At 64.5% G+C, this 21,050-nt stretch carries 15 protein-coding genes; 10 read left to right on the top strand and 5 right to left on the bottom strand.

From position 1 onward, the window contains the following. Positions 1 to 56: 56 nt before the first annotated feature. The 3 genes from ABGX75_RS03620 to pyk form a co-directional block, all read right to left on the bottom strand. On the bottom strand, positions 57 to 2,228 hold the full coding sequence (locus tag ABGX75_RS03620; protein WP_224114472.1) for a DUF3141 domain-containing protein: 2,172 nt from the start codon (positions 2,226 to 2,228) through the stop codon (positions 57 to 59). A 117-nt stretch (positions 2,229 to 2,345) separates the two neighbouring features. Further along, positions 2,346 to 2,825: a methylglyoxal synthase gene (locus tag ABGX75_RS03615; protein ID WP_011506857.1), complete on the bottom strand. Its 480-nt coding sequence runs from the start codon at positions 2,823 to 2,825 to the stop codon at positions 2,346 to 2,348. After that, on the bottom strand, positions 2,818 to 4,287 hold the full coding sequence (gene pyk, locus ABGX75_RS03610) for a pyruvate kinase (protein WP_011506858.1): 1,470 nt from the start codon (positions 4,285 to 4,287) through the stop codon (positions 2,818 to 2,820). Before pyk ends, ABGX75_RS03615 begins: the two co-directional genes overlap by 8 nt. A 420-nt stretch (positions 4,288 to 4,707) precedes the next feature. Here pyk and topA point away from each other — a divergent pair, with 420 nt between their 5' ends. The 6 genes from topA (at position 4,708) to ABGX75_RS03580 (ending at position 10,910) form a co-directional block, all read left to right on the top strand. After that, complete coding sequence (gene topA / locus ABGX75_RS03605; protein WP_011506859.1) at positions 4,708 to 7,341, top strand: type I DNA topoisomerase; 2,634 nt, start codon at positions 4,708 to 4,710, stop codon at positions 7,339 to 7,341. After that, on the top strand, positions 7,338 to 7,799 hold the full coding sequence (locus ABGX75_RS03600; protein WP_179152053.1) for a DUF6586 family protein: 462 nt from the start codon (positions 7,338 to 7,340) through the stop codon (positions 7,797 to 7,799). The genes topA and ABGX75_RS03600 overlap by 4 nt, the downstream gene beginning before the upstream one ends. A 98-nt stretch (positions 7,800 to 7,897) precedes the next feature. Then, positions 7,898 to 8,137 (top strand): hypothetical protein, encoded by a 240-nt coding sequence (locus tag ABGX75_RS03595; protein ID WP_011506861.1) that lies wholly within the window; start codon positions 7,898 to 7,900, stop codon positions 8,135 to 8,137. 191 nt (positions 8,138 to 8,328) lie between these two features. Further along, on the top strand, positions 8,329 to 9,444 hold the full coding sequence (locus ABGX75_RS03590; protein WP_347410959.1) for a cobalamin-independent methionine synthase II family protein: 1,116 nt from the start codon (positions 8,329 to 8,331) through the stop codon (positions 9,442 to 9,444). Positions 9,445 to 9,861: 417 nt separating this feature from the next. Beyond that, positions 9,862 to 10,125 carry an Lpp/OprI family alanine-zipper lipoprotein gene (locus ABGX75_RS03585; RefSeq protein ID WP_011506863.1) on the top strand — a complete coding sequence of 88 codons (264 nt, stop codon included), beginning with the start codon at positions 9,862 to 9,864 and terminating at the stop codon, positions 10,123 to 10,125. A gap of 146 nt (positions 10,126 to 10,271) precedes the next feature. Next, positions 10,272 to 10,910 (top strand): L,D-transpeptidase, encoded by a 639-nt coding sequence (locus ABGX75_RS03580; protein WP_011506864.1) that lies wholly within the window; start codon positions 10,272 to 10,274, stop codon positions 10,908 to 10,910. Here ABGX75_RS03580 and ABGX75_RS03575 read toward each other — a convergent pair. Together ABGX75_RS03575 and mfd are read right to left on the bottom strand one after the other, a co-directional pair. Further along, the gene (locus tag ABGX75_RS03575) at positions 10,880 to 12,043 is read right to left on the bottom strand and encodes a L,D-transpeptidase family protein (protein WP_347410960.1); all 1,164 of its coding nucleotides are present in this window, start codon (positions 12,041 to 12,043) and stop codon (positions 10,880 to 10,882) included. The genes ABGX75_RS03580 and ABGX75_RS03575 overlap by 31 nt on opposite strands. A gap of 158 nt (positions 12,044 to 12,201) precedes the next feature. Continuing rightward, a complete protein-coding gene (mfd, locus tag ABGX75_RS03570) occupies positions 12,202 to 15,654 on the bottom strand; it encodes a transcription-repair coupling factor (protein WP_347410961.1) in 3,453 nt (1,150 codons plus the stop codon). 273 nt (positions 15,655 to 15,927) lie between these two features. On the opposite strand from mfd, the gene ABGX75_RS03565 reads away from it, so the two are divergent. The 4 genes from ABGX75_RS03565 to ABGX75_RS03550 all read left to right on the top strand — a co-directional run bounded on the left by ABGX75_RS03565 (position 15,928) and on the right by ABGX75_RS03550 (position 21,048). Continuing rightward, complete coding sequence (locus ABGX75_RS03565) at positions 15,928 to 17,382, top strand: glyceraldehyde-3-phosphate dehydrogenase (protein ID WP_301968452.1); 1,455 nt, start codon at positions 15,928 to 15,930, stop codon at positions 17,380 to 17,382. 308 nt (positions 17,383 to 17,690) lie between these two features. Continuing rightward, complete coding sequence (locus ABGX75_RS03560; RefSeq protein ID WP_011506868.1) at positions 17,691 to 19,040, top strand: Na(+)-translocating NADH-quinone reductase subunit A; 1,350 nt, start codon at positions 17,691 to 17,693, stop codon at positions 19,038 to 19,040. 2 nt (positions 19,041 to 19,042) lie between these two features. Further along, entirely contained in the window at positions 19,043 to 20,278 is a 1,236-nt protein-coding gene (locus tag ABGX75_RS03555) for an NADH:ubiquinone reductase (Na(+)-transporting) subunit B (protein ID WP_110061685.1), read from the top strand. Continuing rightward, positions 20,275 to 21,048 carry a Na(+)-translocating NADH-quinone reductase subunit C gene (locus tag ABGX75_RS03550; RefSeq protein ID WP_347410980.1) on the top strand — a complete coding sequence of 258 codons (774 nt, stop codon included), beginning with the start codon at positions 20,275 to 20,277 and terminating at the stop codon, positions 21,046 to 21,048. The genes ABGX75_RS03555 and ABGX75_RS03550 overlap by 4 nt, the downstream gene beginning before the upstream one ends. The last annotated feature ends 2 nt before the right edge of the window (positions 21,049 to 21,050 follow it).

Below are 21,050 nucleotides of genomic sequence, written 5' to 3'. Positions count from 1 at the left end.
GCCATCTGCGATGTTTCCCCGTCGGGAAGCATTCGCGGTGGCGGGGCGATGTCGTGCTAGGCCGCCGCTCGCGCAAAGAGGGCCTTGACGCGTGCGAAGCGGGTGCGCACTTGTTCGCTCTGCGGCCCGCTGGCATCGAGGATATGCGTGATATGGGCCAGATGGGCCTCGATGTCGGTGTCGCCGTCGCGGCGAATCAGCGTGGGCAGCGCCTCGAGCGCGGCACGCACGTCGAGCTTGAGGATGAAGAACTGTTCGCGCACCAGCATCTTGAAGTGATGCAGGTCCAGGCTCTTGCCGAGCTCCTCGCGGGTTGCCTTGAGGCGTTGGAAGTTGCGCTCGTCGGTCGTCGGCGCGCCGCCCAGGATATAGATCAGGGCGCGGACGATGGCCTCGCGCACGCCACCCACGGCGATACGCTCGCGCAGGGCGTCGCGGCGCATCTGCAGGAATTGGCGGTGTTCGGGCAGGCGCCCCGGGTGCGGGCGTGTGCGTGCCTGGTCCGGGCCGATGCCGGCCAGGGCCTGCAGCCAGGGTTGCCCGTAGATATCCAGAAACAGGCGCTCGCCGGTGCGGTCACGCCATTCGCCATAGGCCTTGAGGCCGTTCTCGATGACGCTTGCCAGCATGCCTTCCCATTGGCGAAGGGGGTTGTCGTCGGCGAGAGGCTGCCGGTGGCGGCGGATGTGCTCGGCGAACACGGGAATGGGCGCAATCAGCGGATTGCGATCGGAGAGCAGCTTGTAGCCCAGGCGGATCGGGTGCAGCCGGCGTATCCAGCGTCCGGCTTCGGGCGTCATGAGGAGGCGCATCCAGGGCTGGGCGTAGTGCTGATAGAGTGCCAGGCCGCTTTCCGACAGGCGGGCCACGGTGGCGAAGCGGCGTTCGTCGTCTTCACGCGGTTGCACCAGGGGCTGGAGATCGTCGACCCCGCGTGGCCGAAATTCGAGCAGATAGTCGCCGTCGGTCGTCTCCGCACCGTCGCGTGCGGTGATGGCCGTTTCGTAGAGGCCCGGCGGCAGGACGTCGATATAGTCCATGTTGGCGGTGAATTCGGCATGTTCGCGGCGCGAGATGCTGCCCGACACGAAGATGCCCAGGTGGCCGGTCGAGTCGTGGACGCAATACACGATGGTCTGTTCGTTGGCGACGATGTCTTCGACGCCGTCGTACAGGTCGGAGATCCAGCCCAGCGCCTGGGGCGGCGGGGTGATGTTGTCGCCCTGCGAACAGAACACCACGATGGGCGAGCGCACGTTGCGCAGATCGATGCGGCGCCCGTCACGGGTGATCAACTGGGCCGTGCTCAGGCGATTGCCGATGAAGAGGTTGTCCACGATGTACTGGATTTCCTGGGCATTGAGCACGATATGGCCGCCCCACCAGCGTTCGAATTGCAGATAGCGCGCGCTCTCGTCATCGACATCGGCATACAGCCGGTACTGCTTGGCCCAGAGCGTGTTGGCGGGGTTTAAGCGCTCGAAGTTCTGTACCAGCCAGGCGCCATCGAACAGGCCGGCGCCCAGGTCGCCGGCAAGCGCCGTCAGCCAGCTGCCGCCCAGCAGCCCGCCCGTGTAGCGCATGGGATAGCGCCCGCGTTCCCCGGCCCAGTAGGACAGCGGAGCGCCGGCGATCAGGATCGGGCCGAAGGCGTCGGGGGCCAGGGCGGCGGCCATCATCAGCTGCCAGCCTGCCTGGCAGTTGCCGATCACCACGGGCTTCTCGCCGGCATGGCGTGCTCCCACCTCGCGCAGGAAGGCGATCTCGGCGTCGACCACGTCCTCGACGTGCTGGCCCGGCATCGGAAACGGCAGAAAGCCGATGAAATAGCAGGGATGGCCGGCGCGCATGGCAACGCCGATTTCACTGTCCGGCTTGAAGCCGCCGATACCGGGCCCGTGGCCGGCACGCGGATCGACCACCACGAACGGGCGCTTGAGCGGGTCCAGCGTCACGCCCTCCGGCGGCAGGATGCGCATCAGTTCATAGTTGACGGGGTGCGGCAGATCGCGGCCGTCGATCAGGACCTCGGCGTCGAAGCCCAGGACATTGGGCCTGGTCTGCGCCATGTGCTCGAGATATTGATTGCCGCGCTGGCGCATGACGTCCCAGTACAGCACGCTGCGTTCGAAGGTGTCCTGCCAATAGGCTTGGGTGGCCCGCATCAGGCCGAAGGGATCGAGGACGGGGCTGGCAGCGTCCAGCCAAGCGGCTTGCATGGGAAACATGGGGGCGCTCCTGGTCGCGAATTGCTGCACTGCAATATTCAGCGTAACCCGAAAACGCCCCCTTGGCATGTGAAATCGCCGCATGCCGGTCGGTTCCGGCATGCGGCGCATTGCGGCTCAGGGATCGCGGCGCGTGGCGAGCCAGTCATTGGCATCCGGCACGTTCACCGTGACCTCCTGCGCGACCAGCGGGGAGGTGATGATGAAGTCGGCGCTGGCGGCGTTGGTCGCCACCGGAAGGTTCCACAGTGCGGCGAGGCGGAGCAGGGCCTTGACGTCTGGATCGTGGGGCATGGGAGCGAAGGGGTCCCAGAAAAACACCAGCATGTCCAGGCGGCTCTCGGTGATGCGCGCCCCGATCTGCTGATCGCCCCCCAGGGGGCCGCTCATCAGCCCATGTACCTCCAGACCGAGCGTTTCGGCGACGCGCTGAGCGGTCGTGCCGGTTCCCACCAGGTCATGACGGGCCAGCGTGTCGCGCCAGCGCTCCGCCCACGCCAGCAGTTCCGCCTTCTTGCCGTCATGGGCGATCAGCGCAATACGCTTGCGTGCCGGCAGCGTGCGCGTGGCTTGCCGACGAGGCCGTTGCTCAGTCAATGTCGTCGCCTACCTGGATGATCTTCATGGTGTTGGTGCCGCCGTGGGCGTTCATGTGATCGCCGCGGGTCAGAATGACGTGATCGCCCTGCTTGGCGATGCCCAGCGATACCAGACGATCGACTGCGTGCCGGTTGAAGGCGGTGGGGGGCATGCCCTGGGTGTCGAAGGGCAGCGAGACCACGCCACGGTAGAGGGCCATGCGACGCTGGGCGATGGCGGTGTGCGCCAGGGCGACGATGGGCAGCCCGGAGCGGATGCGCGAGGCGATGAGCGGCGTGTAGCCGGTCGCGGTCATGCATACGATGGCGGACACGCCGGCCAGATGGTTGGCGGCATACATCGCCGAGAGCGCCACGGTTTCGTCGACCCGCGTAAAGCCTTCGTGGATGCGGTGCTGGGATTGTTGCGCGGCGCGCTCGCGCTCGGCGCCCAGACAAAGACGCTCCATGGCCTTGATGGTTTCCACGGGGTAGTCGCCGGCGGCGGTTTCGGCGGACAGCATGACCGCGTCGGTGCCGTCGAGGACCGCATTGGCGACGTCGAACACCTCGGCGCGGGTGGGCAGCGGCGAGTCGATCATCGACTCCATCATCTGCGTTGCGGTGATCACGACCTTGTTAAGGCTACGCGCATGCTGAATGATGCGCTTCTGCACCCCGATCAGCTGCGCATCGCCGATTTCCACGCCTAGGTCGCCGCGCGCCACCATGACCGCCTCGCTGGCGCGAATGATGTCGTCCAGGGTGTCGTTGTCGGCCACCGCCTCGGCGCGCTCGATCTTGGCGACCAGGCCGATATGGCTGCCGGCTTCACCGAGCAGGTCGCGTGCCAGACGCATGTCGTCGCCATGCCGCGGGAAGGAGACGGCGAGATAGTCGACGCCGATATCGATGGCGGTCTGAAGGTCCTCGCGATCCTTGTCGGTCAAGGCGGCCGCGGACAGACCACCGCCTTGCTTGTTGATGCCCTTGTTGTTGGAAAGCTTGCCGCCGACCTTGACCGTGGTGTGGATGGCCGGTGCATCGACGCGCTCGACCTGCAGTTCCAGCCGCCCGTCGTCGAGCAGCAGCACATCGCCGGGCGCGACGTCGTCGGCCAGGTCCTTGTAGTCGCAGCCGACCCGGTTCGCGTCGCCGGCATCGCGCTCCAGGGAAACGTCGATGATGAAGGGCTGTCCCTGCTCGAGGGTGACGGCGCCTTCCTGGAAGCGTGCGATACGGATCTTGGGGCCTTGCAGATCGCCCAGCGCGGCAACGGTGCGGCCGGCGCGTTCGGCGGCTTCACGCACCGCGAGCAGCCGCCGACGATGGTCATCGGCGGAGCCGTGGGAGAAGTTGAGTCGTACCACGTCGACGCCTGCGGCGATCATGGCATCCAGGACACCTTCGCGATCGCTGGCGGGCCCCAGCGTCGCGACGATCTTGGTGCGGCGAATCGGACCGTGAAACGCATTCTGCATGGAATTCTCCTTGGCCTCGTGAAAATAGGGGACGGCTCTCGGCACGCCATGTGGTTATTTTACTACATTGTGCCTCATCGACTCGACAGGCGCGATGCGACCGGGCAGTCATCTGCAGGTTATCACCTTTTATATGACAGGCACGTCATGCCATCGGCTCGTGAATAGCGTGGATGACGACGCCGGCATGCGCCATCGTTCATCCGCAGCGCTGGGCTTGCCGACGGCAAGCAATGCCGACTAGTGTTTTGCTGGCTGGCTCGGTAAACACGGGCGACTGTCCGGCTCCAGAGGCCATGTCGCAACATACTGGCGCGCAACGAGGCGCTAAGGTAGGGTAGGCGCATTTTTCGCCGGGCGGTTCCCGGCCACGACATTACTGCCGGCGCCATGCGGCGTCGGCCATTCGAGTGGAGCGTTATGGGTAAGTCACTGGTCATCGTGGAGTCGCCGGCCAAGGCCAAGACGATCAACAAGTATCTCGGCAACGATTTCGTCGTGAAATCGAGCGTGGGACACATCCGTGACTTGCCGACGAGCGGATCCGGCAAGAACGCAACCGATCCCAAGGAGCGGGCACGCCAGGCGGCGGCGACACGCAAGATGTCGCCCGACGAGAAGGCCGTCTACAAGAAGCAGAAACACTGGAACCAGCTCGTGCGCCGCATGGGGATCGATCCCGAGCACGGCTGGGAAGCCAACTACGAAGTGCTGCCGGGCAAGGAGAAGGTCGTCGCCGAGCTCAAGAAGCTCGCCGAGAAGGCCGATGCCGTCTATCTCGCGACCGACCTTGACCGCGAGGGGGAGGCGATCGCCTGGCACTTGCAGGAAACCATCGGCGGCGATGCCTCGCGCTATCGGCGGGTGGTCTTCAACGAGATCACCAAGAACGCCATTCAGGAGGCCTTCAAGACGCCGGGCGACCTCGACCTGTCCCGGGTCGAGGCCCAGCAGGCGCGTCGTTTCCTGGACCGGGTGGTGGGCTTCATGCTCTCGCCGCTGTTGTGGAGCAAGATCGCTCGCGGCCTGTCGGCGGGGCGCGTGCAGTCGGTGGCGGTGCGTCTGATCGTCGAGCGTGAGCGCGAAATTCGCGCCTTCGTGCCGGAGGAGTTCTGGGACGTTCACGCCGACCTCCTGCCCGCCTCGGGCGAGGACACTCCCATCCGGTTCGAGGTGGCGCGTCACCAGGGCAAGGCGTTCCGCCCGACGTCCGAGCAGGAAACGCTCGAGCGCATCGCGCCGCTGCGCGACGCAGCGCTGACGATCACCGAGCGCGAGACCAAGCCGACGCGCTCCAAGCCCAACGCTCCCTTCATCACCTCGACGCTGCAGCAGGCCGCCAGCGGTCGGCTGGGCTTTTCGGTGAAGAAGACCATGACCCTGGCGCAGCGTCTCTACGAGGCGGGGTACATCACCTACATGCGTACCGATTCCACCAACCTGTCCCAGGATGCGGTGGAAAGTGCGCGTGCCTTCATCGGCGAGCGCTTCGGCCAATCCTATCTGCCCGACGCTCCCAATCGCTACGCCAGCAAGGATGGCGCCCAGGAAGCGCACGAGGCGATCCGTCCCACCGAGGTGACGCAGGCCGGCGACGACCTGGCGGTGGAGCGCGACGCCCAGCGCTTGTACGAATTGATCTGGCGCCAGTTCGTGGCCTGCCAGATGGTGCCGGCGGAGTATCTGGCGACGACCTTGACCATCGAGGCCGAGGGCTTCGAGCTCAAGGCACGCGGCCGCGTGCTCAAGTTCGATGGCTACACGCGGGTGATGAAGCCTGCGGGCAAGAAAGAGGAAGACCAGTCGCTGCCCGACCTCGAGGAAGGGGCCGAGATGACCTTGCAGGCGCTCGATCCGCAGCAGCACTTCACCAAGCCGGCACCGCGCTATACCGAGGCGAGCCTGGTCAAGGAACTGGAAAAGCGCGGGATCGGGCGTCCGTCGACCTATGCGTCGATCATTTCCACGATCCAGGACCGTGGCTACGTCAAGCTGGAAAATCGCCGCTTCTACGCCGAAAAGCTCGGCGATATCGTTACCGATCGCCTCGCCGAGTCGTTCAGCGATCTCATGGATTATGGCTTCACGGCGCGCATGGAAGACCATCTCGACGAGATCGCCGCCGGCAATCGTGAATGGCGCGAGTTGCTGGATGCCTTCTACGCCGAGTTCAAGGCCAAGCTGGAGCATGCCGAGGCCGAGGAGGGCATGCGTCCCAATCAGCCGGTGCCCACGGATATCGACTGTCCCACCTGCGGTCGCAAGATGCAGATCCGCACGGCCTCCACGGGCGTTTTCCTGGGCTGCTCGGGGTATAACCTGCCGCCCAAGGAGCGCTGCAAGACGACCATCGACCTCATTGCCGGTGACGAAGCGGTGGCGGCCGACGCCGACGAGGAAGCGGAAACCGAAGCGCTGCGTGCCAAGCGGCGTTGCCCGGAGTGCGGTACTGCCATGGACAGCTACCTGATCGACGAGACCCGCAAGCTGCATATCTGCGGCAACAGCCCGGATTGCAGCGGGTACGAGATCGAGCAGGGGAAATTCCGCATCAAGGGCTATGACGGGCCCACCATCGAATGCGACAAGTGCGGCAGCGAGATGCAGCTCAAGTCGGGGCGTTTCGGCAAGTACTTCGGCTGCACCAACGAGAACTGCAAGAACACGCGCAAGTTGCTGCGCAATGGCGAGGTCGCGCCGCCCAAGATGGACCCGATCCCGATGCCCGAGCTGGCCTGCCAGAAGGTCGAGGACCATTACGTGTTGCGCGATGGTGCCAGCGGCCTGTTCCTGGCCGCGAGCCAGTTTCCCAAGAACCGGGAAACGCGCGCGCCACTGGTCAAGGAGCTCAAGGCGCATCGCGACGAGTTGCCCGAGAAGTATCATTTCCTGCTCGACGCGCCGAGCGAGGACCCCGATGGCCGCGACGCCCAGATCCGCTTCTCGCGCAAGACCAAGCGCCAGTACGTGATGAGCGAGCGCGACGGCAAGGCGAGCGGGTGGCGCGCCGAGTACGAGGATGGTCAATGGCGAGTCGAGGATAAGCGCAAATGACACCGCGCGGGCGGACCAATCAACTGCTGTATCACGCCGAGCTGCTGCTCGGCGCCGAGGTCAAGGACGACGAGCACGCCGCTGCCCGTCGCATGGCCCATGAAGAAGGCGCCCTGGCCACGCTGGAGATGGCGCTCAACGCGGCGCTACGCGAGTTGACCGAGCACGCGCAACTGCCGCGCCACGACTGGCGGGAGCTGTTGAGCGACGGCGGTCCGGCGCTGGCCGCGCTCGTGCAGATGCGTGAGCTGGCGCGGCGCGACGACAGCTGGCTGGCGGTGCTGCTGACCAGGCTCGACGAGCTGCACGCTGTGGATGGGGCGGCGCGTCGCCATGGCGGCACTGAGGGTCTGATCGCGACCGCCCAGGACGGGGCCCTCTCCGATCAGCTCGATACATGCCTTCGCGCGTTCAAGGCGCAGCTCGCTCAATGGCGTGAGACCAGCGAGGAGTGGTGACGCCGTGCGCCGGCGGTGGTATCCTAGGGCCAATGAAAAGAAACGACCATGGCGATCGCCTTGGTCGTTTTTTATTGGTGCAAACGGGAGAATGTAGCGTGTCCGATACCGCGATTCTGGAAATCGTCGAGCTTGCCGACGGCGAAGTCGTGCTCCGCCCCTCTGAAAGCGACGGCGAACCGCTGGTCAGCATCCGCTTCTCGGAGGAGGCGCTGGACCTGTTGCGCCAGAGCCGCTTCGAGGTGGCGCGCCAGATGATCGATCATGCGATCACTCGGACGCGCCTCTGGGACGGCGAGGAAGAAGAGACACCGGAGGCGCCCGAGACGGTGCACTGAGGCGACGCAAGACGCCGAAGGGGCTTTCCCTGCTTCGACGACGCCCGGTTCCCTTGCAGGGGACCGGGCGTTATCGTGTCGGTGGTCATGAACGTCATTCATGATCACTTGAGGAATATGCAGTGGTCATGCCGCGTCTTGCCCGGCAAAGTGAGCGCCCTAACCATCGAGCCCAAGAGTCGAGAATCGCTATGAGCCAGTATCAGCCTCCTTTCCGTGCCGACACCGTCGGTAGCCTGTTGCGCAGCGAGGAACTCAAGCAGGCACGGCGCCGATTTCACGACGGCGAGACCGATTATGCCGCGTTGCGCGCGGTCGAGGATTCGGAAATCCGCCGTGTCGTTGCCAAGCAGGAGGCGCTGGGCCTCAAGGCGGTGACCGACGGCGAGTTTCGTCGCGCCTGGTGGCACTTCGACTTTCTCGAGGACCTCAAGGGCGTGGAAGGCTACAACGCGGAGCAGGGCATTCAGTTCCAGGGACGTCAGACCCAGGCCCGTGCCGTGCGGGTGACCGACAAGCTGGGCTTCGACCCGGCTCACCCCATGCTCGACCACTTCCGCTTCCTGGCGGGCACGGTCGACAAGGCGACCCCCAAGATGACGCTGCCGAGTCCCAGCGTGCTGCACTTCCGTGGCGGTCGCCGCAATATCGACAGCAGCGTCTATCCCTCCCTGGATGCCTTCTTCGCCGATCTGGCCGACACCTACCGCGACGTGGTCGCGCATTTCCACGCGGCGGGCTGTCGCTATCTGCAGCTCGACGACACGGTCTGGGCCTATCTCTGCTCCGACAAGGAACTGGCGGCGGCACGCGAGCGGGGCGAGGATGCCGATCGACTGCAGCATATCTACGCCGAGGTGCTCAATCACACCCTGGCGGGACGGCCCGATGATCTGCATGTCAGCCTGCACGTCTGCCGTGGCAACTTCCGCTCCACCTGGATCAGCGAAGGGGGCTACGAGCCGGTAGCCGAGACGCTGCTGGGGCGTGTCGATGTCGATGCCTATTTCCTCGAATACGATACCGAGCGTGCGGGCGGTTTCGAGCCGTTGCGCTTCCTGCCCGAGGGACACAAGCAGGCGGTGCTGGGGCTGATCACCAGCAAGAGCGGCGAGCTGGAGCCGGCCGATACCGTGAGCGCGCGGATCGCCGAGGCGTCGCGCCATGCACCGCTGTCACAGCTGTGCCTCAGTCCGCAGTGCGGTTTCGCCTCCACCGAGGAAGGCAACCTGCTCAGCGAGGCCCAGCAGTGGGACAAGCTGCGCCACGTCGTGGATATCGCCAACGCCGTATGGCAGGACGACTGACGTCCTCGTCATCACGCCGCTCATGAGAGTCTCGGCCCTGCATGTCCGCATGCAGGGTCTTTTCATGGTGGCTCTGCGCGTGGCAGATGCCGCATGACATCGGCGGGGCCGTGTCGCCAGTAAGCGAGGGGGAAACGTCAAGGCATCGTGATTCTTCCGACCTGTCGTGTAACGACACATTATCGCTGCCTGGCGGGCAAAATGACGCAAATCGGCATCATGGGTGTGGCATTTTGGCGACGAATGATCGTCTCTGGATCGCCTTGTCATGGGCAGCGTGGGAAAATTTAACGCCTCGCAGGCAATTGATATTGGCGATATTAGTGGTATTCGTATTATCCTGTGAGCGGTACATGAGGGACCTGATGTATCAGGGCTTCATCACCACACACAGAAAGGCTTTCAAGGAGAACGCAGATGTTGTCCAACAGCAAGAACACGCTCAAGCTTCTAGTCGCCGCTGGCTCTCTGGCCGTGTTGGCTGGTTGTGCTTCCAACCAGGAGCAGATGAAGAGCGATATCGATCAGGCGCAGGCCGATGCGGCTGAAGCCAAGAGCATGTCTCAGCAGGCCATGAACGCTGCCGAGCAGGCTCAGCGTGACGCGCAGGCCGCTCTCGAAGCGACTCAGCGCAACCGTGCCGAAATGGATCGCATGTTCGAGCGCTCCATGCGCAAGTGATGCGTAGGTAGCATTGGCTGGCGTTTCGACGCTCGGTCATGGAAAGGGCCCCGCTTCGGCGGGGCTCTTTTCGTTGGGGCGGGGATGACGTCCCCGGGGGCTTTCGGTGTACGCTAGCGCCTTGTCACGATCACTCGGAGTGGATAATGAGGCGATGGACGCGTGTCCTGGGAACGGCCCTGGGCGTGGTTTTCCTGTTGGCGTGGAACATGCCGTCGGCGATGGCGGCGGATGACGAGATCTGGGTGCTGATCGATGACCGCGAGGCGACGCTGGACATCTATCGCGGCGATACGCGCATCGAGCGGTTCGAGCCGGTGTCGCTGGGTCGGGGCGGCACGGCACGCGTGCGCAAGCAAGGCAGCAACATGACGCCGACGGGGGAGTTCCACATCAATCGGATCAACCGCGAGAGCAAGTTCAATATCTTCTTGGGGCTGGACTATCCCAAGCTCGAGACCGCGCGGGAAGCGATGCGGGCCGGGCTGATGTCACCCGCGGAGTATGCCGATTTCCAGGACGCTTACTATCGCAATGGCGCCCCCCCTCAGGACACGGTGCTGGGGGGCTACATCGGCATTCACGGGTTGGGCGCCAGCGACCCCGACATTCACCGGCGCTTTCATTGGACGGAAGGCTGCGTGGCGGTCACCAATCCTCAGATCGAGGAACTGACCCGGCTGGTGTCGATCGGCACACGCGTGGTGATCCGGGGAGACGACGATGCGCCGATCGCTTCCTTGCATGACAAGCCTCAGCTCGATTCGAGTACCTCGACCGACTGATACAGCAGGGTCGGCGGCGTCGGCAGGGCATCGTACAGGCTGCCCGGGAGCGGAATGCGCGGTGCCGCCGGCTCCGGCTCGATATTGAGTGCCACCGGCGCGCCGGCGGGAATCAGGACCGCCTCGGCGAGCCGCTTGTGGTTGATCTCGGTGTCGATCTCGTGACGCGCGAGTGTCGCCACGAGCGCCTCGTCGGCATCGAGCATGCGCTTGAGTACCGGTGAGCGCCGGTCTTCCTCCAGCAACGGGAACGACTGCACGTACAGGGTGTCGTTGCGCCAGCCGAATTTGGTCGGCTCGCTGACGAGATTGACCTTGGTGCCCACGGGCAGTTGACCGAAAAGATGTTCCACGTCTTCCGGGAACATGCGAATGCAGCCATGCGTCACGCGCATGCCGACGCCTTGCGGGCGATTGGTGCCGTGGATCAGGTACCCCGGCAGGCCCAGGCGCATCTTGTACTTGCCGAGCGGGTTGTCGGGGCCGGGGGGGACGACGTCGGGCAGCTCACGACCGTCTGCCGCGTGTTCCTCGATGATCGACTGCGGCGGATACCAGGGCGGATTTTCCTGCTTGGCGGTGATGCGGGTTTCCCCCAGGGGAGTCGACCAGTCCATGCGGCCCACGCTGATCGCGTAGGTTTCCACGCGCTGCGGTTCTCCTTCCTTGCGGGGCGGATAATAGTACAAGCGCATTTCGGGAATGTTGACGACCACGCCCTCGTAGGGCGTGTCCGGCAGGATGAAACGGGTCGGCACCACCACCTCGGTGCCGGCGCCGGGGTACCAGACGCTGACGTCGGGATTGGCGCGGCGCATTTCTTCGTATCCGATGCCGTAATGACGCCCGATGTCGAGCAGCGTGTCTTCCTTCTCGGCCTCGATGATCCGCTTCTTGCCCACGATGTTGCTGTCGTCGGCGATCGTGAAGCGAGTCACGCGCTGGTCATGCGGCTTGGACGAACTCTGCGGCAGATTCGCCGTCTCCGGCTCGATGACGGGACCGGGGGCGGCAGGTGTCGCCGTGTCCGGGTCGATGACGGGTCCGGGAGCGGACTCGGCCAACGCCGCGGTGCTGAGGGAGAGCAGCGGGGCCAGCAGGAAGGGCGAAAGGCCTCGAAAAGTAACCGGCATGGATATGGACTCTTTATCGTTCAGGCAAGTGGCATGTGCCACGGTCATCTGCATTCTGGCGTATTTTCGTGCCGACACAAGCCTCTTGGTGCCGCGCCGGCACGATGCGGGTCGTTGCGGAGGACGGTCGACCGCGCGTGCACGCGCGGTCGACCGAGTCACGCCGCCTTGGCCTTCTGGTTGAGGCGCTCCAGCAAGGCTTCGAGCAGGGCGAAACGAGACTCCTCGTCGGCCATCTCGCCCTCGAAGCGCAGGGTGTCGGCCCCATCCAGGCGATAGTGGGCGGGATCACGCTGAATCATCTCGACCAGCGTCATCGGGTCGACGGCCGTCTGGGTACCGAAGGTCATGCGGCCACGCTCGGCGCCCGCCTCCAGCCGCGTGATGCCCAGGCGTTCGGCGCGCTGACGCAGCCGGGTCTGGCGGAACAGCGTCTTGAGCGGCGCCGGCAACAGGCCGAAACGGTCGATCATTTCCACCTGCAGCTCCTTGAGCTCGCCCTCGTTCTCGGCATTGGCGATGCGCTTGTACATGATCAGGCGCTGCTGCACGTCCGGCAGGTAGTCGTCGGGGATCAAGGCCGGCAGATTGAGGCTGACTTCCACGCCCTCATCGAGGGGGGCCTCGATGTTCGGCGTTCTGCCGCTCTTGATGGCCTTGACCGCGCGATCGAGCATTTGCATATAGAGGCTGTAGCCGATCGTTTCCATCTGCCCGCTCTGCTCGTCGCCGAGCAGTTCCCCGGCGCCACGAATTTCCATGTCGTGACTGGCGAGGGTGAAGCCGGCACCGAGGTCTTCCGCCTGGCCGATTGCCTCGAGTCGCTTGAGGGCGTCCCGAGTCATGGCCTTGGGCGGCGGCGTGAGCAGGTAGGCATAGGCCTGGTGATGGCTGCGGCCCACGCGGCCGCGCAACTGGTGCAGCTGGGCGAGACCGAACTTGTCGGCGCGTTCGATGATGATGGTGTTGGCGCTGGGCACGTCGATCCCGGTCTCGATGATGGTCGAGCACACCAGCACATTGAACCGCTTGTGGTAGAAGTCCGACATCACCCGCTCCAGCTCACGCTCCGGCAACTGGCCGTGGGCGATCCCCACTCGCGCCTCGGGCACCAGTTCGGTGATCTTGGCGGCGGTGGCGTCGATCGTCTTGACCTCGTTGTGCAGGAAGTAGACCTGGCCGCCACGCAGGATCTCGCGCAGCAGGGCTTCCTTCAGGACCCCCTCGTTGCGCTGCTGCACGAAGGTCTTGACCGAGAGACGGCGCGCCGGCGGCGTGGCGATGATCGAGAGGTCGCGGATACCGCTCATGGCCATGTTCAGGGTGCGCGGGATGGGCGTTGCCGTCAGCGTCAGGATGTCGATCTCGGCACGCAGGCCCTTGAGCTTTTCCTTCTGCGAGACGCCGAAGCGGTGCTCCTCGTCGATGATCAGCAGTCCCATGTTGGGCAGCGACATCGACTTGGACAGCAGCTTGTGGGTACCGATGACGATATCGGCGCGTCCTTCGGTGATGCGCTCGAGCGATGCCTGCTGCCCTTTGCCGGCGGTGAAGCGCGAGATGAGCTCGATCTGCACCGCGGTATCCGCGAAGCGGTCGCGGAAGTTGTCGTAGTGCTGCTGGGCCAGCAGCGTGGTGGGCACCAGCACCACGACCTGACGTCCGGATTCGACCGCCAGGAAGGCCGCGCGCATGGCGACCTCGGTCTTGCCGAACCCGACGTCGCCGCAGACCACGCGGTCCATGGGCCGCGCGGCGGTCATGTCGCCGATGACGGCCTCGATCGCCGCGTGCTGGTCGGGCGTTTCCTCGAAGGGGAAGCTGGCGGCGAAACGCGCGTAGTCCTCGTCGGGCGGGGCACAGGCGAAGCCCTCGCGGGCCTCGCGCCGCGCATAGGTATCGAGCAGTTCGGCAGCGGTGTCGCGGATCTTTTCGGCGGCCTTGCGCTTGGCCTTGTCCCAGGTCTCCGAGCCGAGCTTGTGCAGCGGTGCCAGCTCGTCGGTGGCGCCGGCATAGCGCGAGATGAGGTGCAGGCTGTCCACCGGCACGTAGAGCTTGGCGCCACCGGCGTACTCCAGCGCCAGGAACTCGGCGGCCTGGCCGCCGGCCTCGAGGGTTTCCAGCCCCTGATAGCGACCCACGCCATGGCTCTGGTGCACGACCGGGGCACCGGGACGCAGTTCCGCCAGGTGACGCACGGCGAGCTCGTTGTCGTCGGTGGCGCGGCCCCGGCGGCGTGCCTGGCGCACGACGTCGCCATACAGTTCCGTCTCGGTGATGACGCAGGTGCTCGCATCCTCGAGCCACAGGCCTTCGTCGAGACTGCCCTCGCAGATCGCCAGCGGAGCACTGCCGTCCACAAAGTGCTGCCAGCCCTCGGCCACGGCCAGCGGGCGCCCCAGGGGGGCGAGAGTTTCCTCCAGGGCCTCGCGACGGCCGCTGGATTCGGCGACGAGCAGGATGCGCAGGTCATCGTGCTCGGCGAGAAAGGATTCGAGCTTGGCCAGCGGACGATGCGCGCGAGCATTGATGGCGACGTCGGGAGGCGGCTGGGTGGTCGGCACCACGGCGTGCGGCTGCTGTTCGTCTTCCTCGACGATCGCCACGCGCGGATGGCGCTTGATGGCGGCGAACACCTCGGCAACCGGCACGAAGGCGTGTGCCGGCGGCAGCAACGGGCGCGTGGGGTCGACGCCGAGGTTGTCGTAGCGGCTCTCGATGGCGCTCCAGTGATGCTCGGCGGCGTCGTGCACACCGGGCAGCAGGGCGATGCGGGTATTGTCCGCCAGATGCTCGAACAGGGTCGCGGTCTCCTCGAAGAACAGCGGCAGGTACTGCTCCAGACCCGGGGAGGGGATGCCCTTGAGCGCATCGTTGTAGAGCGGGCATTGGCGCGGATCGACGTCGAACAGCGTCTCGAATCCTTCGCGGAAACAGGCGATCGCCGAACGCGAGAGCGAATATTCGTGCGCGGGCAGCAGCTCGATTCGCTCGATTTTGTCCAGCGAGCGCTGGGTGTCGGGGTCGAAGTGCCGCAGGGTGTCGATCTCGTCATCGAACAGGTCGATGCGCAGGGGATGGTCGCTGCCCATCGGGTAGAGGTCGATCAGGGCGCCGCGCAGCGCGTACTCGCCCGGTTCGTAGACGGTCTCCACGGCACGATACCCGGCGCGGGACAGGCGGTCGCGAAACCCTTCCCGGTCGAGCTGCATGCCGGTGCGCAGCGTCAGCACCCGGCCGGCGATATAGTCGGTGGGCGACAGGCGCTGCATCAGGGTGTTGATGGGCACCACGACGATGCCTCGGGTGCCTTCCTGCAACTGGCGCAGCGTCTTCAGGCGCGTCGACACGATGTCCTGGTGCGGCGAAAAGCTGTCGTAGGGCAGCGTTTCCCAGTCGGGGAACGACAGGATGGGATGATCGGCGAAGAACTGCAGGGCGCTTTCGAGGCGTTGCGCGCTGGCGGTGTTGGGTGCCACGACCATCAAGGGAGCGTCATCGGCCAGGCGCGCCAGTGACAAGGCGCTGGCGGCGGCATGCGGACGCTGCCAATAAAGCGTATCGCGCAGGCCCCGTGGGGACGGAGGATCGAGCGGTGAAAAATACGACATGGTGCGCTTTGGTTTCCTAGTCGACACGATGATAGCAAGCTAAAAGGGGATTGGGGGCGATTCGACGAGATTTAAAGCGACGAAAATGCCGGCCTTGTAGTCGAAAAAAGTGCCTGAACGTGCGTTGCAATGCCTGCTTTTTTCCCTGTAGTCAAGACCCTGTGGGTGTAGTGGAATTACACCGCATGCGACCAAGCTGGCATTGCCAAGTCCGTGAAAGCCTACCGATAATGCCTGGGTTTTCGATCCCCCGCTGCCGTGACGAGGCCCGCCGTGAGTCAACAAAAGCTCGAGACCTATTTTCAGGATTGGCAAGAAAACGAAGCCCTGGCCGAGGAGATGATTCCACTGCTGGGTCGCCTGTATCGCAAGTACAATATCGTGCCTTCGCTTTATGGTCGGTCCCTGATCAATCGCTCGGTCATTCGTATTCTCAAGAATCACCGCTATGTCAAAAAGGTCGAGGGCACCGAGCTGTCCGTGCGCGACACCCTGCCGATGGTCAAGGCCATGACCGAGCTCGACCTGGGGCCCGCGCACGTCGACATTGGCAAGCTCGGCGTGGCGTTCAAGCGCTCCGGACAGGACGACGTCAAGGCGTTTCTCGAAACGGAGCTGGCGGATATCGTCGGCCGTCATGCCGATACCGGCATGGGGGGCGAGCCCAAGGATGTGGTGCTCTACGGCTTCGGTCGCATCGGACGTCTGCTGGCTCGCATCATGATCGAGAAGGCCGGGGGCGGCAACCTGCTGCGCCTGCGGGCCATCGTGGTGCGCGGGGGAGGTGACGACCTCGAGAAGCGTGCCAGCCTGCTGCGTCGCGACAGCGTGCACGGGCCCTTCGCCGGGACGATCCGCGTCGATCACGACAACCAGGCCATCATTGCCAACGGCAACTACATCCAGGTCATTCACGCCGACGCGCCCCAGGACATCGATTATACCGCGTACGGGATCGACAATGCCCTGGTGGTCGACAACACCGGCAAGTGGCGCGACGAGGAGGGGCTGTCCCAGCACCTGGCGTCGAAGGGCGTGGCCAAGGTGCTGCTGACGGCACCGGGCAAGGGCGGCGTCAAGAACATCGTGCATGGCATCAACCATGACGAGATCACCGACGAGGATCGCGTGATTTCCGCCGCCTCCTGCACCACCAACGCCATCGTGCCGGTGCTCAAGGCCGTCAACGACGAGTTCGGCATCGTGCACGGGCATGTCGAGACGGTGCATGCCTACACCAACGATCAAAATCTGATCGACAACTACCACAAGGGCGACCGCCGCGGTCGCAGCGCCGCGCTCAACATGGTGCTGACCGAAACCGGCGCCGCCAAGGCGGTGGCCAAGGCGCTGCCGGAGCTGTCGGGCAAGCTGTCCGGCAACGCCATCCGCGTGCCCACGCCGGACGTGTCCATGGCGATTCTCAACCTGACGCTGGACAAGGCGACGGACCGTCAGGCATTGAACGAATACCTGCGGCAAATGGCCCTTCATTCGCGGATGCAGAAGCAGATCGACTACGTCGACTCCCCCGAGGTGGTGTCGTCGGACTTCGTGGGCAATCGCCATGCCGGCATCGTCGATGCCCAGGCGACCATCGCCGACGACCGCCAGGTCGTGCTCTACGTCTGGTACGACAACGAGTTCGGCTACAGCTGCCAGGTGGTGCGCATCCTGCAGCACATGTCCAACGTGAGCTTCGTTTACCTCCCCCGCGAACAGCACTGAAGCGCAGGCCGTTTCCCTCTCGTGGCGCCCCGGGTCTTCCCGGGGCGCTCGTCGTCGTCGGTATCATGCCGCGTAAGCCCTATGCTTCCTATGGTTATGTAGTCATCCGGGGCTCGTCTCTCTATAATGGTGCCCGATTTTGGGGACGGCCCTTGGCCATGGGCCGAAAGAAGCAATCGTCTGATAAGAAAAGAATCCGACACCCGTGACGATTCCGCGCCGCCGAGCACCAAGTCGCGCGGCCGACGCGTGAGCGTTCATGGACCCCTTTCCTTTCGAAACATCAGATCCGACAACTGGGCGAGATTATGATCGAAGTCAAACGAGGCCTGGATCTCCCCATCGCCGGGTCGCCCGAGCAGCGCATCGATGATGCGTCACCGGTGCGACACGTGGCGATCCTCGGTACCGACTACGTTGGCATGAAGCCGACCATGGAGGTCCGAGAGGGGGACAAGGTTAAACTGGGCCAGCTACTGTTCACCGACAAGAAGGTCCCGGGTGTACGGTTCACGGCGCCAGGCGCAGGCGAAGTGGTGGCGATCAACCGCGGGGAGAAGCGGCGTCTGCTGTCAGTGGTAATCAAGCTCGACGACAACGAAGAAGCGGTTTCCTTCACGGCGCACGGCGAACAGGCGCTGGATGGCCTTGATCGCCAGGCGGTGGTCGATCAGCTGGTCGATTCGGGGCTCTGGACGGCATTGCGCACTCGCCCCTTCTCGCGCACGCCCGCACCCGATGCCGTGCCGGCCGACATCTTTGTCACTGCCATCGATACGCATCCGCTTTCCGCCGACCCCAGTGTCGTGATCGAGGAAGACAAGGCGGCGTTCGAGCATGGTCTCAAGGTGCTCAAGCGCCTGACGCCGGGCAAGGTCTTCGTGTGTCATCAGCAAGGCGCCGAGATCCCGGGCAGCCAGCTCGAAGGCGTGCAGCACGAGGCGTTCGCCGGTCGGCATCCTGCAGGCCTGGTGGGAACGCACATTCACTTTCTCTCGCCGGTCAGCCTGGGACGCAAGGTCTGGCATCTGGATTACCAGGATGTCATCGCCTTCGGCAAGCTGTTCGTCGAAGGGCGCCTGGACACCCGGCGGGTCATCGCCGTGGGCGGCCCGCGGGCCAAGCACCCGCGTCTGTTGCGCACGCGACTGGGCGCCAGCAGCAGTGAGTTGCTCGACGGCGAGATCGAGGCGCCGGACGACACCCGGGTGATTTCGGGGTCGGTCTTCGGCGGCGAGATCGCGGAAGGCTCACGGCGCTTTCTGGGTCGCTTCCATCGCCAGTTCACGCTGCTGGAAGAGGGCAACAAGCGCGCCTTCCTGGGTTGGCTGTCACCCGGCTTGCGTCGTCACTCGGTGATGGGCATCTACGTGTCGCAATTCCTGGGCCTGAACCAGTACGCGCCGAATACCTCCACCAATGGCTCCGAGCGTGCCATGGTGCCGGTGGGTGCCTACGAGCGCGTGATGCCCCTGGACATCATGCCGACCCAGCTTCTGCGTTCGTTGATCGTGGGGGATATCGAGACGTCCATGCAGCTGGGCTGCCTGGAACTGGATGAAGAAGACCTCGCGCTGTGCACCTACGTTTGCCCCGGCAAGTACGAGTACGGCCCCATCCTGCGTGATAACCTCACCATGATCGAGAAAGAGGCCTGACGATGGGAATTCGTAATACGCTCGACAAACTCGAGCCGCATTTTCACCAGGGCGGCAAGTACGAGAAGTTCTACGCGCTTTATGAAGCGGTCGACACCATCTTCTACAGCCCGCCCAGCGTGACCAAGAGCACGGCGCACGTGCGTGATGGCATCGACCTCAAGCGCATCATGATCACGGTGTGGCTGTGCACATTCCCGGCCATGTTCTTCGGGATGTACAACGCCGGCCTGCAAGCCAACATGGCGATCGGCGACGGCTTCGGTGCCTTGGGAGGCTGGCGCGAAGCCGTCACCATGGCGCTGGCGGGCAGCCATGATCCGGGCAGCATCTGGGCCAATTTCGTGCTGGGGGCGACCTACTTCCTGCCGATTTACCTGGTGACCTTCGCCGTCGGCGGGTTCTGGGAAGTCCTGTTCGCCGTCAAGCGCGGCCACGAGGTCAACGAAGGCTTCTTCGTGACGTCCGTGCTGTACGCGTTGATCCTGCCGGCGACCATTCCGTTGTGGCAGGTGGCGCTCGGCATCACCTTCGGTGTGGTGATCGGCAAGGAAATCTTCGGTGGCACCGGCAAGAACTTCCTGAACCCGGCGCTCACCGGTCGTGCGTTTCTCTATTTCGCCTATCCGGCGCAGATCTCCGGTGACAGCGTGTGGGTCGCCGCGGATGGCTACACCGGGGCGACGGCGCTCTCCACCGCCGCGCAGAACGGCATGAGCGCCGTGCAGCAGGCGCATAGCTGGTGGGACGCCTTCCTGGGCTTCATTCCGGGGTCGGTGGGCGAGACCTCGACGCTGGCGATTCTCATCGGTGCCGCCGTGCTGCTGATCACGCGGATCGCTTCCTGGCGCATCATGCTCGGGGTGTTCGTGGGGATGGCGCTGACGGCAATGCTGTTCACCGCCATCGGCTCGGAGAGCAACCCCATGTTCGGCATGCCCTGGTACTGGCACCTGGTGCTGGGCGGTTTCGCCTTCGGCATGGTGTTCATGGCCACCGACCCGGTGTCGGCATCGATGACCGATCCCGGCAAGCTGCTGTTCGGCTTCCTGATCGGGGTGATGACGGTCCTGATTCGCGTGGTCAACCCCGCGTTTCCGGAAGGCATCATGCTGGCGATCCTGTTCGCCAACCTGTTCGCGCCGATGATCGACCACTTCTTCGTGCAGGCCAACATCAAGCGCCGCATGAAGCGTGACGCCGCGTATTCCCCCGCGACGAACGAGGAGACCGCCTGATGGCCAGTAACAACTCCATCAAGAAGACGCTGACGGTCGCGCTCGCTCTGTGTATCGTGTGTTCGGTGGTGGTCTCGACCGCCGCCGTGGTGCTGCGACCCAAGCAGCAGCAGAACCAGGAACTCGACCGCAAGAGCAATATCCTGCAGGTGGCGGATCTCTACGAGCCAGGCATGGATATCGAAGAGGCGTTTTCCGAGTACATCACGCCGCGCGTGATCGAGCTGGAAAGCGGCGACTACACGGATCGGTTCGACCCTGAGAGCTTCGATCAGTTCGAGGCCGCGCAGGACCCGGCGACTTCCCGCACGCTCTCCGGTGAGGAAGATCGCGCGGGGATCGGGCGCGAGGAGATGTACTCCACCGTGTACCTGGTCGGCGATCCCGAGGACCCCAAACAGATCATCCTGCCCATCCGCGGGCAAGGCCTGTGGGGGCTGATGCGTGGCTTCTTCGCCCTCGAGGGCGACGGCAACACCATCATCGGGCTGTCCTACTATTCTCACGCCGAGACGCCTGGGCTGGGCGGCGAGGTCGACAATCCTCGCTGGAAGTCCAAGTGGGAAGGCAAGGAGGTCTACGCCGACGGCGACATGGACCCCGAGATCTCCCTGGTCAAGGGCGGTGCCGAGGGTGAGTATGAAGTCGATGCCTTGTCGGGCGCGACGCTGACCAGTCGTGGCGTCACCAACATGCTGCATTTCTGGCTGAGCGAGAGTGGCTTCGGGCCTTATCTCGCCCGCTTCCACGGCAATTCCGAAGGAGCGTGAAC

This window comes from Chromohalobacter sp. (assembly GCF_039830575.1).
Lineage (GTDB): Bacteria > Pseudomonadota > Gammaproteobacteria > Pseudomonadales > Halomonadaceae > Chromohalobacter > Chromohalobacter israelensis.
The sequence above is the reverse complement of the archived record's forward strand: the minus strand, read 5'-3'. Positions and strand labels throughout refer to the sequence as shown.

What these genes read in the sequence shown, in the direction of transcription:
- pyk (WP_011506858.1), bottom strand. Translation starts at nt 4,287, where the DNA reads ATGCAGAATGCGTTTCACGGTCCGATTCGCCGCACCAAGATCGTCGCG.
- ABGX75_RS03585 (WP_011506863.1), top strand. Translation starts at nt 9,862, where the DNA reads ATGTTGTCCAACAGCAAGAACACGCTCAAGCTTCTAGTCGCCGCTGGC.
- mfd (WP_347410961.1), bottom strand. Translation starts at nt 15,654, where the DNA reads ATGTCGTATTTTTCACCGCTCGATCCTCCGTCCCCACGGGGCCTGCGC.
- topA (WP_011506859.1), top strand. Translation starts at nt 4,708, where the DNA reads ATGGGTAAGTCACTGGTCATCGTGGAGTCGCCGGCCAAGGCCAAGACG.
- ABGX75_RS03580 (WP_011506864.1), top strand. Translation starts at nt 10,272, where the DNA reads ATGAGGCGATGGACGCGTGTCCTGGGAACGGCCCTGGGCGTGGTTTTC.
- ABGX75_RS03590 (WP_347410959.1), top strand. Translation starts at nt 8,329, where the DNA reads ATGAGCCAGTATCAGCCTCCTTTCCGTGCCGACACCGTCGGTAGCCTG.
- ABGX75_RS03560 (WP_011506868.1), top strand. Translation starts at nt 17,691, where the DNA reads ATGATCGAAGTCAAACGAGGCCTGGATCTCCCCATCGCCGGGTCGCCC.
- ABGX75_RS03600 (WP_179152053.1), top strand. Translation starts at nt 7,338, where the DNA reads ATGACACCGCGCGGGCGGACCAATCAACTGCTGTATCACGCCGAGCTG.
- ABGX75_RS03620 (WP_224114472.1), bottom strand. Translation starts at nt 2,228, where the DNA reads ATGTTTCCCATGCAAGCCGCTTGGCTGGACGCTGCCAGCCCCGTCCTC.
- ABGX75_RS03555 (WP_110061685.1), top strand. Translation starts at nt 19,043, where the DNA reads ATGGGAATTCGTAATACGCTCGACAAACTCGAGCCGCATTTTCACCAG.
- ABGX75_RS03575 (WP_347410960.1), bottom strand. Translation starts at nt 12,043, where the DNA reads ATGCCGGTTACTTTTCGAGGCCTTTCGCCCTTCCTGCTGGCCCCGCTG.